Raw genomic sequence first — 14,150 nt, forward strand, 5'->3', positions numbered from 1 at the left:
TGCTCGCCAGGATTTATGAGACTCAAGCCCTTCCCCACCTTTTTCTATCTGTTTTGCCTGCCCAGCCTGGCTGTGGCGGGGGAAAAGACTGTGTACGGCCTCAACGAATACGCCGCCCTCGACGGGATCAACCTGGAAGTGGCGGCCAAACTCGACACCGGGGCGAAAACCGCCTCCCTGAGCGCTCGCGACATCAAACGCTTCAAGCGCAACGGCGAGTCCTGGGTGCGTTTCTACCTGGCCATCGACGCCGCGCATTCGCACCCGATCGAACGGCCGCTGGCCCGGGTCAGCAAGATCAAGCGCCGCGCCGGCGACTACGACCCGGAAGAAGGCAAGAAGTACACCGCCCGCCCGGTGATCGAGCTGGATATCTGCATGGGTACGGCAATGCGCAGCATCGAAGTGAACCTGACCGACCGCAGTGCGTTCCAATACCCGCTTTTGATCGGCTCCGAGGCGCTGAAACGCTTCGATGCGCTGGTCGATCCCAGTCTTAAATACGCTGCCGGCAAACCCGCCTGCGCCATCGCCGCTCATACCGCCGAGTAATTTCCATGCGTTCTCTAACCTTCCACCTGAAAATCCTGATCACCATTCTGGTGCTCCTGGGCGTTTCGGTTACGGCCTATCAGATTTTCGTGCTCGGCATCCCGGTGACCGAAGACGCCACCGACGACTTGTGGAACATCGACGCCAAGGTCGAGTTCGTCGCCAGCACCAAGGATCCGGTGAAGATCCAGATGTTCGTGCCGCCCCTGAGCCGCGATTACGTCAGCCTCAATGAAAGCTTTATCTCCAACAACTACGGCGTGGCGGTCAACCGTGTCGACGGCAACCGCAAGGTCACGTGGTCGGCACGCCGGGCCAAGGGCAACCAGACCCTTTATTACCGTCTGGTGCTGACCAAGCGCTACACCGCTGAAAAAACCAAGATCAAAGGCCCGACCTTCCGCGACAGCATCGCTATCGAAGGCCCGGAAAAAATCGCCGCCGAAGCCCTGCTTGCGCCGATCCGCCAACACTCGGCCGACGTCGAAACCTTTATTGGCGAGGCAATCAAACGCGTCAACAACGTCAACGACGACAACGTGAAACTGCTGCTGGCGGGCGATCCGTCGACGCCGCACAAGGCGAAAATCGTTGAACTGCTGCTGTCCATCGCCCACGTGCCGGTGGAAAAGGTCCACACCATCCGCCTCGTCGCCGATCAGCCGCAAACCCCTGAACTGTGGCTGCGCAGCTTCAATGGCACCGACTGGCTGTACTTCAACCCGGAAACCGGCGAACAAGGCCTGCCGACCGACCGCCTGCTGTGGTGGAGCGGCGATGAAAACCTGATCACCGTCGACGGCGGCAAGAAAGCCAACGTGACCTTCAGCCTGAACAACAGCGAGATGAACGCGATTCGTCTGGCCAAGCTGACTGACGAAAACACCGACGCCAACTTCCTCGAATACTCGCTGTACGGCCTGCCGCTGCAAACCCAGCAGACGTTCATGATCATGGTGATGATCCCGATCGGCGTGCTGGTGATCCTGATCCTGCGCAACCTGATCGGCCTGCAGACCCTCGGCACGTTCACTCCGGTGCTGATCGCCCTGGCCTTCCGCGAAACACAGCTGGGCTTCGGCATCCTGCTGTTTACCGTGATTACGGCGCTGGGCCTGTCGCTGCGTTCGTATCTGGAACACCTGAAGTTGCAAATGCTGCCGCGTCTGTCGGTGGTGTTGACGTTCGTGGTGGTGCTGATCGCGGCGATCAGCCTGTTCAGTCACAAGCTCGGCCTGGAACGCGGCCTGTCGGTGGCGCTGTTCCCGATGGTGATTCTGACCATGACCATCGAACGCCTGTCGATCACCTGGGAAGAACGCGGCGCCAGCCATGCCTTGAAAGTGGCGATCGGCACGCTGTTCGCGGCGTCCCTGGCGCACCTGATCATGACCGTTCCGGAGCTGGTGTACTTCGTGTTCACCTTCCCGGCGATCCTGCTGATCCTGGTGGGCTTCATGCTGGCCATGGGTCGCTATCGCGGTTATCGCCTGACCGAACTGGTGCGCTTCAAGGCTTTCCTGAAGAAGGCTGACGCCTGATGTTCGGTTTCTGGAAGACCTGGAAGGCCCTGGAAGCCCGGGGCATCATGGGCATCAATCGGCGTAACGCGGACTACGTGCTCAAGTACAACAAGCGCAGCCTGTACCCGATCGTCGATGACAAGATCATCACCAAGGAACGCGCGATCAAGGCCGGCATTCATGTGCCGGAACTGTATGGCGTGATTTCCACGGAGAAGGAAATCGACAATCTCGACGAGATCATCGGCGGGCGCAGCGATTTCGTGATCAAGCCGGCCCAGGGCGCCGGCGGTGACGGCATCATCGTCATCGCTGACCGTTTCGAGGGTCGCTATCGCACGGTATCGGGCAAGATCCTCACTCACGAAGAGCTGGAGCACCATATATCCAGCATCCTCACCGGCCTGTATTCGCTGGGCGGCCACCGCGACCGGGCGCTGATCGAATACCGGGTGACCCCGGACCAGATCTTCAAGAGCATCAGCTACGAAGGCGTGCCGGACATCCGCATCATCGTGCTGATGGGCTACCCGGTGATGGCCATGCTGCGCCTGCCGACCCGTCAGTCCGGCGGCAAGGCCAACCTGCACCAGGGCGCCATCGGCGTCGGGGTCGACCTGGCGACCGGTCTGACCCTGCGCGGCACCTGGCTGAACAACATCATCGCCAAACACCCGGACACCACCAACGCGGTGGACGGCGTGCAACTGCCCTACTGGGACGGTTTCATGAGGCTCGCGGCCGGTTGCTATGAGTTGTGCGGCCTGGGTTACATCGGCGTGGACATGGTGCTGGACCAGGAGAAAGGCCCGCTGATTCTCGAGCTGAATGCGCGACCGGGGCTGAATATCCAGATTGCCAACGACTGCGGCCTGACCTCGCGCACCCATGCGGTGGAAGCGCATCTGGAAGACCTCAAGGCACGTGGCGTGACTGAAACGGTTGAAGAGCGCGTGGCGTTTGCTCAGGAGTTGTTTGGGCATATTCCGGCGGTCGAGGGCTGAGTCGCGTTACCGGCCTCTGATCTGCCAATCCCCGACATCCCCTCTAGGAGCAATTCCCCGAGGGGACTACAATCCCCACCCCGCCTCGATGGCCGATCTGCCCCGCCCATGTTGACCTGTTCCGTACACCCGCTGCCCTACCGCGCCAACCCCGCCGACTATTTCGCAGCCGTCCGCCATGCGCCCGGCGCCGTGCTGCTCGACAGTGGCCGGCCCAGTGCCGACCGTGGCCGTTATGACCTGCTCAGCGCCTGGCCGCTGGAACAACTGGCGGTGTTGCCAGACGAGCGCGGCGAGAGTTTCCTGCAACGCCTGCGGGATAATCTGACGCGGTTGGGCGACGCGCAATTGCCTGACGCCTATGAACTGCCGTTCGCCGGTGGCCTGATCGGTTACCTGAGCTATGACTTCGGCCGGCATCTGGAAAACATGCCGAGTCAGGCGCTGGATGATCTGCTGCTGCCGGATGCGCGTTTTGGTCTGTACGACTGGGCTTTAATCAGTGATCACCACAAGGCCACCAGCCAGCTGGTGTTTCACCCGTCGGTCAGCGCCAGCGAAAAACAACGCCTGATCGATGTGTTCAGCCAACCGGCAGTCGGCAAGCTGACCCCGTTCAAACTGAACAGCCCGATGGCAGCCGACCTCTCGGCCGATGAATACCGCCAAGCACTCGAACGCATTCATCAATACATCCAGGCCGGTGACTGCTATCAGGTCAATTTCGCCCAGCGTTTTCGCGCGCCGTGCCAGGGCGATCCATGGCTGGCCTACTGCAAATTGCGCGAAGCCTGCCCGACACCGTTTTCCGGATTCCAGAGCCTGCCCGACGGTAATGCGGTGCTGAGCCTGTCGCCCGAGCGCTTCGTCAAAGTCAGCCAGCGTCAGGTGGAAACCCGCCCGATCAAGGGCACCCGCCCCCGTGGCGCGACCCCGGCCGAAGACGCCGCCAACGCCGCCGAACTGCTGGCCAGCCCCAAGGATCGCGCGGAAAACCTGATGATCGTCGACCTGCTGCGCAACGACCTGGGCCGCACCTGCCGAATCGGCTCCGTGCGAGTGCCGGAGTTGTTCAGCCTGGAAAGTTATCCGAACGTGCATCACCTGGTCAGCAGCGTGACCGGCGAACTGGCGGATGATCGCGATGCCCTGGACCTGATTGCCGGCAGCTTCCCCGGCGGCTCGATCACCGGAGCGCCGAAAATCCGCGCGATGCAGATCATCGACGAACTGGAACCGACACGACGCGGTTTGTATTGCGGCTCGTTGCTGTACCTGGATGTGCGCGGCGAGATGGACAGTTCCATCGCCATTCGCAGTCTGCTGGTGAAGGATGGGCAGGTGTGTTGCTGGGGCGGTGGCGGGATTGTGGCCGACTCGGATTGGGAGGCGGAGTATCAGGAGTCGATCACCAAGGTCAGGGTCCTGCTCGAAACCTTGCAGAACCTCTGACGCTTGCGGCGAGGGTGGTTGCGCCCTCGCCACAGTATGACTTACAGGCTCAAGTCGCGATTCGAAGCCTTGAGAAACTCCTGCTTCAATTCACCAAAGCTGTGCACCGCCGGAAACTGCGGGAATTCCCGAATCACGTTATCCGGCGCATGGAACAGAATCCCCGCATCCGCTTCGCCCAGCATGCTGGTGTCGTTGTAGGAATCCCCCGCCGCAATCACCCGGTAATACAAGCTTTTGAAGGCCAGAACCGACTGACGTTTCGGATCTTTCTGACGCAACTGATAGCTCGTCACCCGCCCGCTTTCATCAGTAATCAGACGGTGGCAGAGCAAGGTCGGGAAGCCCAGCTGACGCATCAGCGGCTGGGAAAACTCATAAAACGTGTCCGACAGAATCACCACCTGAAACCGCTCGCGCAGCCAGTTGACGAACTCCACCGCACCGTCCAGCGGCTTGAGGGTGGCGATCACTTCCTGAATGTCTGAAAGCTTGAGGCCATGCTCGTCGAGGATGCGCAGGCGCTGTTTCATCAGCACGTCGTAGTCGGGAATGTCCCGGGTGGTGGCCTTGAGCGATTCGATTCCGGTTTTTTCGGCGAAGGCGATCCAGATTTCCGGTACCAGCACCCCTTCAAGATCAAGACAGGCAATTTCCACAGGACACTCCGTTTGTAATGTTTATTGAGTCGAGCGAGCCCGAACTCTAGCGGCTCGTTCCGGGCCACGCAACGCAGAGTGGCCCCCGGCCTGCGCCGCTTTTTGTTAACATCGCCGCCATATAGAGCGCCCAGCGCCACCGACCTGTAGGAAGCCGCCCTGATGAGCCCAACGTTCGACGTCGTGGAACTCGCCACGACCTATGCCAACAAATCCGCGCAAGACATCCTCAAGCTCGCGTTCGCCGAGTTCGGTGATGACCTGTGGATATCTTTCAGCGGCGCCGAGGATGTGGTGCTGGTGGACATGGCCTGGAAGCTGAACAAGAACGTCAAGGTGTTCAGTCTCGACACCGGCCGTCTGCACCCGGAAACCTACCGATTCATCGATCAGGTGCGCGAGCACTACAAGATCGACATCGAACTGGTCTCGCCGGACTACACGAAACTCGAACCGTTCGTGAAGGAAAAAGGCCTGTTCAGCTTCTACAAGGACGGCCATGGCGAGTGCTGCGGCATCCGCAAGATCGAGCCGCTGCGCCGCAAACTGTCCGGTGTCAAAGCCTGGGCCACCGGCCAGCGCCGTGACCAGAGCCCTGGCACCCGCAGCGCGGTCGCGGTAATGGAAATCGACAGCGCGTTCTCCACCCCGGAGCGCACCCTGTACAAGTTCAACCCGCTGGCGCAGATGACCAGCGAGGAAATCTGGGGCTACATCCGCATGCTGGAGCTGCCGTACAACAGCCTGCATGAGCGCGGGTTCATCAGCATCGGCTGCGAACCGTGCACCCGCCCTGTGCTGCCAAACCAGCACGAGCGCGAAGGCCGCTGGTGGTGGGAAGAGGCGACCCAGAAAGAATGCGGGTTGCATGCCGGGAATATCATCAGCAAGGCGTAAACCGTTCGACCCACAGTTGTCTCTGCCAGACATGAAAAATGTGTACACACGAATGTCACCATCGGTGCCATTTATGTGTGCACTTTTCATTTCCGCGCCCTGAAAAGTTACATCCCGCTCCCAAAGCGATCCCTCCCGGCGTCCGCCAAAATCCCTCCCGAAAAATAAATACCTGTTCAACCGGTCAATTTATATCGCCTGAATTTCAGCGACTTAGCGCCATTCAATAACTATTCGAAATCAACGGCGATTTTCATAGATCGCTGACTGGCACAGATCTGGCTTTAGTGCATACATGTTTTGTATACAAAACTGCGAAACATGAACCCACACTTTCGATCCGCAAGCCTGAAGCGCCCTATCCCGTACAGGCTGCAGATGCCCCTAACCTGTGATGTTTCACCGCTGCGACGAAGATCTGCCGGGCCAGAGCGCTCATGCACAGTCATCGCGGCCCGAACATCAGGAGCCTGCCGGAATGCGTACGAGTCTCTCGAACAACAACATCGCGCTGAATCTGCCCTCCTCCTCAACCCTCGATCACACCGTGCCCGGTGACGGCATCGCCGAACCGCTGCAATTGAGCCCGCGTCTGCACAACAGTGACCTCGCACCGACCAAGGTCGAAGGACGGCGCTGGGGCAAATACAGCATTTTTGCCCTGTGGACCAACGATGTGCACAACATCGCCAACTATTCGTTTGCCATCGGTCTGTACGCCTTGGGTCTGGGCGGCTGGCAGATTCTGCTGTCGCTGGGGATCGGCGCGGCGCTGGTGTATTTCTTCATGAACCTGTCCGGTTATATGGGGCAGAAAACCGGGGTGCCGTTTCCGGTCATCAGCCGGATCAGTTTCGGTATCCACGGGGCGCAGATTCCTGCGTTGATCCGGGCAATTATCGCCATCGCCTGGTTCGGGATTCAGACGTACCTGGCGTCGGTGGTGTTTCGCGTGTTGCTCACGGCAGTTCACCCCGGTTTCGCCGACTACGACCACAACTCGATTCTCGGTCTGTCGAGCCTGGGCTGGGTGTGTTTCGTGGCGATCTGGTTCGTGCAGTTGGGGATTCTGGCCTACGGCATGGAGATGGTTCGTCGCTACGAAGCGTTCGCCGGGCCGGTGATTCTGCTGACCGTCGCCTGCCTCGCCGCGTGGATGTACACCCAGGCCAACGCGACCATTGCCTGGTCGATCCGCGAACCGCTGACCGGCGGCGAGATGTGGCGCAATATTTTTGCCGGCGGCGCTTTGTGGCTGGCGATCTACGGCACGCTGATCCTCAACTTCTGCGACTTCGCCCGTTCTTCGCCGTGCCGCAAAACCATCAAGGTCGGAAACTTCTGGGGCCTGCCGGTGAATATTCTGGTGTTCGCCGGGATCACCGTCCTGCTGTGCGGTGCGCAATTTCAGATCAACGGCCGGATCATCGAAAGCCCGACCGAAATCATCGCCTCGATCCCCAACACGTTCTTCCTGGTGCTCGGTTGCCTGGCGTTCCTGATCGTCACCGTGGCGGTGAACATCATGGCCAACTTTGTCGCCCCGGCCTTCGTACTGAGCAACCTGGCGCCGAAGTACCTGACCTTTCGCCGCGCCGGGCTGATCAGCGCGACGATTGCCGTGCTGATCCTGCCGTGGAATCTCTACAACAGCCCACTGGTGATCGTGTATTTCCTGTCCGGCCTCGGCGCCCTGCTCGGCCCGCTGTACGGCGTGATCATGGTCGACTACTGGCTGATCCGCAAAGGCCGGATCCACGTACCGCAGCTGTACAGCGAAGACCCGAACGGCGCGTATTACTACAGCCGCGGGGTCAATCTGCGGGCGGTGGCAGCGTTCATTCCGGCCGCGCTGATCGCCATCGTCCTGGCATTGGTGCCGGGCTTCCACAGCGTTTCGCCCTTCTCCTGGCTGATCGGTGCCGGGATCGCCGGAATGCTCTACCTGATCATCGCCAAACGCCAACCGCACTACGCCGATGTGGACGGTGAAGCCATCGCCGTCGAAAACGTCAGCCACTGAAACTTTTGGCGGCCCTTCGCGGGGCCGCAGAACCAACCGTAATAAGGACTTCCCATGCGTATTCTCGTGGTCAACGTCAACACCACCGAATCCATCACCCAGGCCATCGCCCGCTCGGCACAGGCTGTGGCTTCCCCCGGCACCGAGATCGTCGGCCTCACGCCGTACTTCGGCGCCGATTCGGTGGAAGGCAATTTCGAAAGTTACCTGGCCGCCATCGCCGTGATGGACCGGGTGATGTCCTACGACCAGCCGTTCGACGCGGTGATCCAGGCCGGCTACGGCGAGCACGGCCGTGAAGGTTTGCAGGAGTTGCTCAATGTGCCGGTGGTAGACATCACCGATGCGGCGGCCAGCACCGCGATGTTCCTCGGCCATGCCTATTCGGTGGTCACCACGCTGGATCGAACCGTTCCGCTGATTGAGGATCGACTGAAACTGTCCGGTCTGTGGGACCGCTGCGCCTCGGTGCGTGCCAGTGGCTTGGCGGTTCTTGAGCTGGAACACGAGCCACAGCGGGCGCTGGAAGCGATCGTACATCAGGCGGAACTGGCGGTGACTCAGGATAAAGCTGAAGTGATCTGCCTCGGTTGCGGCGGCATGGCGGGGCTCGATGAGAAGATCCGTCAGCGTACCGGCGTGCCGGTGATCGATGGCGTCACCGCCGCTGTGACCATCGCCGAATCGCTGGTGCGCCTGGGTCTGTCGACGTCCAAGGTGCGGACCTATGCGACGCCACGTCCGAAAACCATCATCGGCTGGCCAGCACGTTTTGCGCGTTGAACCGCTCTGCGAGCCCCTGGGCTGAAAACTGCTCGATGATGAAGTCGACAAACGCCCGGGTCTTGCCCGGCAGCAGTTTGTGTTCGGCGTAATAGATGGAGATGTTGCCGTCGTCGACGTACCAGTCGGGCAAGACGCGCTGCAACGTTCCCGCCTCAAGATAACTGACGGCAAACGGCATGCTGACCAGTGCAATCCCCAGCCCCTGCGCCGCCGTGGCGCAGGCGGCTTCGGAATCACTCATGGTCATTCGCGCCTTGAGGGTCAGCGGGCTGTGCTGCTGGGTGCGATGCGTCAACTGCCAGGAGCGCACGCGACCGGTCTGCGGTGAGCGGATCAGGATGCCCTCGTGCAGCTTGAGGTCGTCCGGTTCGCTGATCGGCGCGTGCCGATCCAGATAATCTGCGGAAGCCACCAATACTCGATGTGCCGGCGTCAGCCTGCGCGCCACCACGCCTTGTGGCAGCTCGAAGCCACCGCCAATCGCCGCATCGAAACCCTGGCCGATCAGATCGACCTGGCGGTTATCGAAGTGCCAGTCCGGGTTGATCGCCGGAAACCTTGTCAGGAACTCACCCAGCAACGGCACGATGTATAAGCGGCCGAACACCGTGCCCATGCTGACCTTCAACGTGCCCGCCGGTTGACCACCGGCACTGGCCAGATTGTTCACCGCGTTCTGGATGGTGGTAAGGCTGCCGCTGACCTCACTCAGAAACAGTTGCCCCGCTTCCGTCAGGGTCAACCGACGGGAGCTACGCTGGAACAGCCTCACGCCGAGGCGCGCTTCCAGTTTCGCCACGCTTTTACCCACCGCGGCCGGTGTCAGGCTCAGGCGGCGCGCGGCCTCGGCAAAGCTGCCGACTTCGGCGCTACGCACGAAGCATTCGATACTGCTGAAGGTTTCCATGGCCGCCACTATAAACTTTTGGTTTACACAGACTATAGCAACCACGGTCTACCCGCCTATGGGCGAGGGGCAGATACTCGACACCACAACAAGGCAGCCTGCCTTGAAATTTCTGGAGATCGAACATGACCACTCAACACCTCAGCGGTAAAGTCGCTCTGATTCAAGGCGGCTCTCGCGGCATCGGTGCCGCCATCGTCAAACGCCTGGCCGCTGAAGGCGCCGCGGTTGCCTTTACTTACGTCAGTTCCGCTGCCAAGGCTGAAGAACTGCAAAACAGCATCACCGCCACCGGCGGCAAAGCCCTGGCGATCAAGGCTGACAGCGCCGACGCCAGCGCCATCCGCAACGCCGTGAACGCGACGGTCGAAACCTTTGGCCGCCTCGACATCCTGGTCAACAACGCTGGTGTGCTGGCCGTCGCCCCGCTGGAAGACTTCAAACTGGAAGACTTCGACCAGACCCTGGCAATCAACGTGCGCAGCGTGTTCATCGCCAGTCAGGAAGCCGCCAGACACATGGGCGAAGGCTCACGCATCATCAACATCGGCAGCACCAACGCCGACCGCATGCCCTTCGCCGGTGGCGGCGTGTATGCGATGAGCAAATCCGCGCTGGTCGGCCTGACCAAAGGCCTGGCCCGCGACCTCGGCCCACGGGGCATCACCATCAACAACGTGCAGCCCGGCCCGGTGGACACTGACATGAACCCGGCCCACGGTGACTTTGCCGAAAGCCTGATTCCGCTGATGGCGGTCGGTCGTTACGGCAAAGCCGAGGAAATCGCCAGCTTCGTCGCCTACCTCGCAGGCCCGGAAGCCGGTTACATCACCGGTGCCAGCCTGAGCATCGACGGTGGTTTCGGCGCCTGATTGATCAGATTGTCGATAACGAAAAACGCCGCCCCTCCTTTAACTGAGGGGCGGCGTTTTTTTGTCTGCGGTTTGATCAGGCCCAGTCCAGCGCCGGCAACCCGCATGCACTCGGTGTGAACGCTTTCAACGTACGAAGAATCCCGTCGGCGTGTGCGTATTTTTCATCGGCCATGGCCGCATCGGGAATCGCGATGGCGGTCATGCCCGCGGCTTTCGCTGCCGTCACGCCGAACGGCGAATCCTCGAACACCAGGCAATCTTCCGGCGCCACACCGAGACGGCGAGCGGCGGTGAGGAAAATGTCCGGGGCTGGTTTGGCCGCGCCAACTTCCGGGTCATCGGCTGTGACGATGAAGTCGAACAACGCGAACCAATCACGGTGCAGCGTGGTTTTCTGACCGAACGACTGGCGCGACGAACTGGTGCCGACGGCAATCGGAATGTTGTGCGCCTTGAGATGGCGGATCAGTTCCTCGGCCCCAGGCATCGCTTGCGCGGTCGGAAAACGCTCGCGCATCAGCGGCTCGCGAATCACCAGAAACTCTTCGGCGGTGATTGGCAGGTCCAGCGCTTCGACCACATAACGGGCCAGATCGCCGGCGCCACGCCCGATGATGTTCTGCTTGATACTCCAGTCGAAAGTCCGCCCGTAACGCTCGGCAATCAGCGAGGTGACCTCGGTGTAGATGCCCTCGGTGTCCAGCAGCAAACCGTCCATATCGAAAATCACGGCCTTGATCGGGCCGAACGCCTTCAGCGGTGCATTCATCATCGGATCCGTTATCAAAAACATCCCAGGCGGCATCGGGTACCGCTGCTCGGATCTGATTAAAGGGTTCAGCAGCATAACGAGCGCCGCCGAGGTTGAGCAACGGGCAATGTCGGTTGTCCGCCGAACGTTGCCAGGCACATTTAGAGAATTGCCCTACAGACATCGCCTACTTGCCTGACTTCTTTCCTGTTTGATCCCCCGCAAAGTTTCGCGCCATTCCCTTGATGCGCGCGAGTGACTGCGAATGCTTCCATCCGATCGGCTCCTGTACCTGAACAACAGCATTGGTTTGCTGGTGGTCGCTGCGCTGAACCCTGACCAGCCCGACGCCGAGAAGCTGTTCCAGGAATTCCGCCTCTGCCTCAACAACTATGAAAGCTGGGCCGAGCAGTTCTGGACAGGAACCGCGCTGGATGTCGAGCAAGTGTTCCAGATCGGCAACGATGTCCGGCTCAGTGCGCCGGTTGGCAGCCGCAAACCCATCAGTTCCTCCGTGGCCATGTGTTCCGCCACCGGCTCCCTGACACTGGTGCACATGTTCGAAGCCGCACGCTTCGTGCCGATCGGCGATACGCCGGTGACCCTGGAACCGGTCATTTCCGATGTCGACGGTGTCCTGGCTTTCGGTGAACCACAGCATTACACCATCGGCCCCAGCGGCATTCTCGAGGTCAGTGATTGCGACCGGGGCCAGCGTTATCGCATCACCTTCTTTCCCGATGTTTCCAGTTCGCATGTCCAGACGCTGTACGCCTCGTATCAGGGCCTCATCGATGGTCTCGAAGGCTGGCTGCGTGAGGAATGGAAAGGTTTTCAACCACAGTGGACGGAGTTTTCCAGCGCTGGTTTCACCGAGCGTTACGGGCAGTTGCAACGGGCTGACTGGCGCGGTTTCGAATCCGCCCTGAACGGCGTCTGGGATGACGTGAAACAGCTGTTTGCCCTGCTCGCCGATTGGCAGGCCAACAGCGAAAAGCTTCTGCAGTACCTGTCCGCCGCTGAGCTGGAAGCCCTGCTCAAGGCGTCCACGGAGGCCATCGCCAATGGCTTGCTGATGCTCAGCGACGAACCGTTGCTGTTCATTCATCTGGCGGCCTTCACCAGTTGGCTGAAGATGCTGCCGCCGCAGTACCTGGCCGAGGTGGTGGCTGAAGTTCGCGCCGAACTGCTGATCAGTTTTTTGCTGATGTGTGTGTCGGGTGGCATGGGTGTGCCGCTGCGGTTGAGTGCCAAAGTGCTGGGCAAGATCAAGTCGCCGCGTGCACGGGAGTGGCTGGCGGCGTCGGCGTTGCGGTTGGCAGAGCTGACTTCGGCGCCCGATCTGACCCGGCATGCGAGTGCTTTGAAACCGCTGATGATCAATGCACGTCCGGCACCGCTGCGACCGACACCTGCCATTCCGCTGGAGATTCGCACGGCGGATGCACTGGTACTGACGGTGCCCAATCCGGCGGCCATTGCACGCAACAAGTCTCAGGGCATGACGCAAATGAAGCGGCATGAGCCTCACGACGACAAGCCTGATCAGGCGAAAAACCCCAACGGCGACAGCGCCGACTGCGTGCCCAGGACCTGCACCAATGGCTGCCCGGTGTCGATGGTCACTGGCGAAGAGCTGCTGACGCTGACCGATGGCGTACTCGACGGGTTGCTGTCGTTTGAGTTCAGCCGGTTGTATCGCACCAGTGCGGTCGAGATCGATGTCGGGCTGGGGTTTGGCTGGAGCCATTCGCTGGCGCATCGGCTGGAGGTCGAGGGTGATGGCGTGGTCTGGGTTGACCATGAGAACCGGCGCACGCGGTTTCCGTTGCCGAGTGTCGAGCGGCCGGCGATTCACAACAGCTTGTCGCGGGCGGCGATTTTTCTCGGGGATGAGCCGGAGGAGTTGATTGTTGCGCTGGCGGGGGATACGGCGCGGTTTTATCACTTTCGGGCTGGGCGTCTGACGCTCATTAGCGATGCGTACGGCAACCGGCTGCGGATTGCGCGTGATCGTCAGGATCGGGTTGAGCGGCTGGATAACGGCGTCGGTCGTTCGCTGTTGCTGCGCTATGAGCGGGCGCATCTGGTCGCGGTCGATTATCAAGTCTGGCGCGATGCGGCCTGGCGCACCGAGCAGACGCTGGTCAGCTACCGCTTTGATGCGCGTCATCGACTGATCGAAGCGACCAACGCCGTCGGTGAAAGCGAGCGTTACGACTACGACGACCAGCACGTCATCCTGCAACGGCAACTGAGCGGTGGCGCGAGCTTCTTCTGGGAGTGGGAGCGTGCTGGCAAGGCGGCGCGTTGCGTGCGGCACTGGGCGTCGTTCTCGCAGATGGATACGCGTTACGTCTGGGATGACGCCGGCAGCGTTACCGTGCAGTACGTCGACGGTCGCGAAGAGGTTTACGTCCACGACGACACCGCGCGGCTGGTGCGTCAGGTCGCCGCTGACGGTGGCGAGCAGCTCAAGGCCTACGACGCGCAGGGCCGCTTGGTCGCCGAGCAGGATGCGCTGGGGGCGGTCACCGAATACCGCTACGACGACGTCGGACGGCTGATCGCGCTGATTCCGCCGGACGATGCACCGACATCCTACGAGTACCGCAACGGTTTCCTGCACAGCCGCTCACGTGGCGATGCGCAGTGGACCTACCGGCGTAATGCCCAGGGCGATGTCACCGAAGCGGTCGATCCCGACGGCCATGTCACCCA

Annotated in this window: 12 protein-coding genes; 9 read left to right on the top strand and 3 right to left on the bottom strand. The window is 60.9% G+C overall.

What is annotated here, in order from left to right; genetic code table 11:
- Positions 1–15: 15 nt before the first annotated feature.
- The 4 genes from rloA (at position 16) to pabB (ending at position 4,531) form a co-directional block, all read left to right on the top strand.
- Complete coding sequence (rloA, locus tag AC3WRD_RS28350; RefSeq protein WP_096822528.1) at positions 16–552, top strand: retropepsin-like aspartic peptidase RloA; 537 nt, start codon at positions 16–18, stop codon at positions 550–552.
- A gap of 5 nt (positions 553–557) precedes the next feature.
- Positions 558–2,093 carry an osmotic stress tolerance membrane protein RloB gene (gene rloB, locus AC3WRD_RS28355; RefSeq protein ID WP_096822529.1) on the top strand — a complete coding sequence of 512 codons (1,536 nt, stop codon included), beginning with the start codon at positions 558–560 and terminating at the stop codon, positions 2,091–2,093.
- Positions 2,093–3,079: an alpha-L-glutamate ligase-like protein gene (locus AC3WRD_RS28360; protein ID WP_096822530.1), complete on the top strand. Its 987-nt coding sequence runs from the start codon at positions 2,093–2,095 to the stop codon at positions 3,077–3,079. The genes rloB and AC3WRD_RS28360 overlap by 1 nt, the downstream gene beginning before the upstream one ends.
- 108 nt (positions 3,080–3,187) lie before the next feature.
- A complete protein-coding gene (gene pabB / locus AC3WRD_RS28365) occupies positions 3,188–4,531 on the top strand; it encodes an aminodeoxychorismate synthase component I (protein ID WP_102650877.1) in 1,344 nt (447 codons plus the stop codon).
- A 41-nt stretch (positions 4,532–4,572) separates the two neighbouring features.
- Here pabB and thrH read toward each other — a convergent pair whose 3' ends face one another.
- Positions 4,573–5,190 (bottom strand): bifunctional phosphoserine phosphatase/homoserine phosphotransferase ThrH, encoded by a 618-nt coding sequence (gene thrH / locus AC3WRD_RS28370; RefSeq protein WP_096822532.1) that lies wholly within the window; start codon positions 5,188–5,190, stop codon positions 4,573–4,575.
- Positions 5,191–5,352: 162 nt separating this feature from the next.
- Between thrH and AC3WRD_RS28375 the strand changes: the two genes are divergently transcribed.
- The 3 genes from AC3WRD_RS28375 (at position 5,353) to AC3WRD_RS28385 (ending at position 8,893) form a co-directional block, all read left to right on the top strand.
- Positions 5,353–6,087, top strand: a complete 735-nt coding sequence (locus AC3WRD_RS28375) for a phosphoadenylyl-sulfate reductase (RefSeq protein WP_085711886.1) — start codon at positions 5,353–5,355, stop codon at positions 6,085–6,087.
- A 478-nt stretch (positions 6,088–6,565) separates the two neighbouring features.
- Positions 6,566–8,110: an NCS1 family nucleobase:cation symporter-1 gene (locus AC3WRD_RS28380; RefSeq protein ID WP_102622783.1), complete on the top strand. Its 1,545-nt coding sequence runs from the start codon at positions 6,566–6,568 to the stop codon at positions 8,108–8,110.
- 54 nt (positions 8,111–8,164) lie between these two features.
- Complete coding sequence (locus AC3WRD_RS28385) at positions 8,165–8,893, top strand: aspartate/glutamate racemase family protein (protein WP_085711883.1); 729 nt, start codon at positions 8,165–8,167, stop codon at positions 8,891–8,893.
- On the opposite strand, the gene AC3WRD_RS28390 is transcribed toward AC3WRD_RS28385, so the two are convergent.
- On the bottom strand, positions 8,862–9,803 hold the full coding sequence (locus tag AC3WRD_RS28390) for a LysR family transcriptional regulator (RefSeq protein ID WP_102622782.1): 942 nt from the start codon (positions 9,801–9,803) through the stop codon (positions 8,862–8,864). The two genes, AC3WRD_RS28385 and AC3WRD_RS28390, sit on opposite strands and share 32 nt — an antisense overlap.
- A 125-nt stretch (positions 9,804–9,928) precedes the next feature.
- On the opposite strand from AC3WRD_RS28390, the gene AC3WRD_RS28395 reads away from it, so the two are divergent.
- Complete coding sequence (locus AC3WRD_RS28395; RefSeq protein WP_102622781.1) at positions 9,929–10,675, top strand: 3-oxoacyl-ACP reductase family protein; 747 nt, start codon at positions 9,929–9,931, stop codon at positions 10,673–10,675.
- A gap of 76 nt (positions 10,676–10,751) precedes the next feature.
- On the opposite strand, the gene AC3WRD_RS28400 is transcribed toward AC3WRD_RS28395, so the two are convergent.
- Complete coding sequence (locus AC3WRD_RS28400; protein ID WP_007960113.1) at positions 10,752–11,447, bottom strand: HAD-IA family hydrolase; 696 nt, start codon at positions 11,445–11,447, stop codon at positions 10,752–10,754.
- A gap of 247 nt (positions 11,448–11,694) precedes the next feature.
- Between AC3WRD_RS28400 and AC3WRD_RS28405 the strand changes: the two genes are divergently transcribed.
- Positions 11,695–14,150 (top strand): DUF6531 domain-containing protein (locus AC3WRD_RS28405; RefSeq protein ID WP_492574061.1); only part of this gene is annotated, 2,456 nt, incomplete at its 3' end.

This window comes from Pseudomonas sp. FW215-R2, assembly GCF_058789255.1.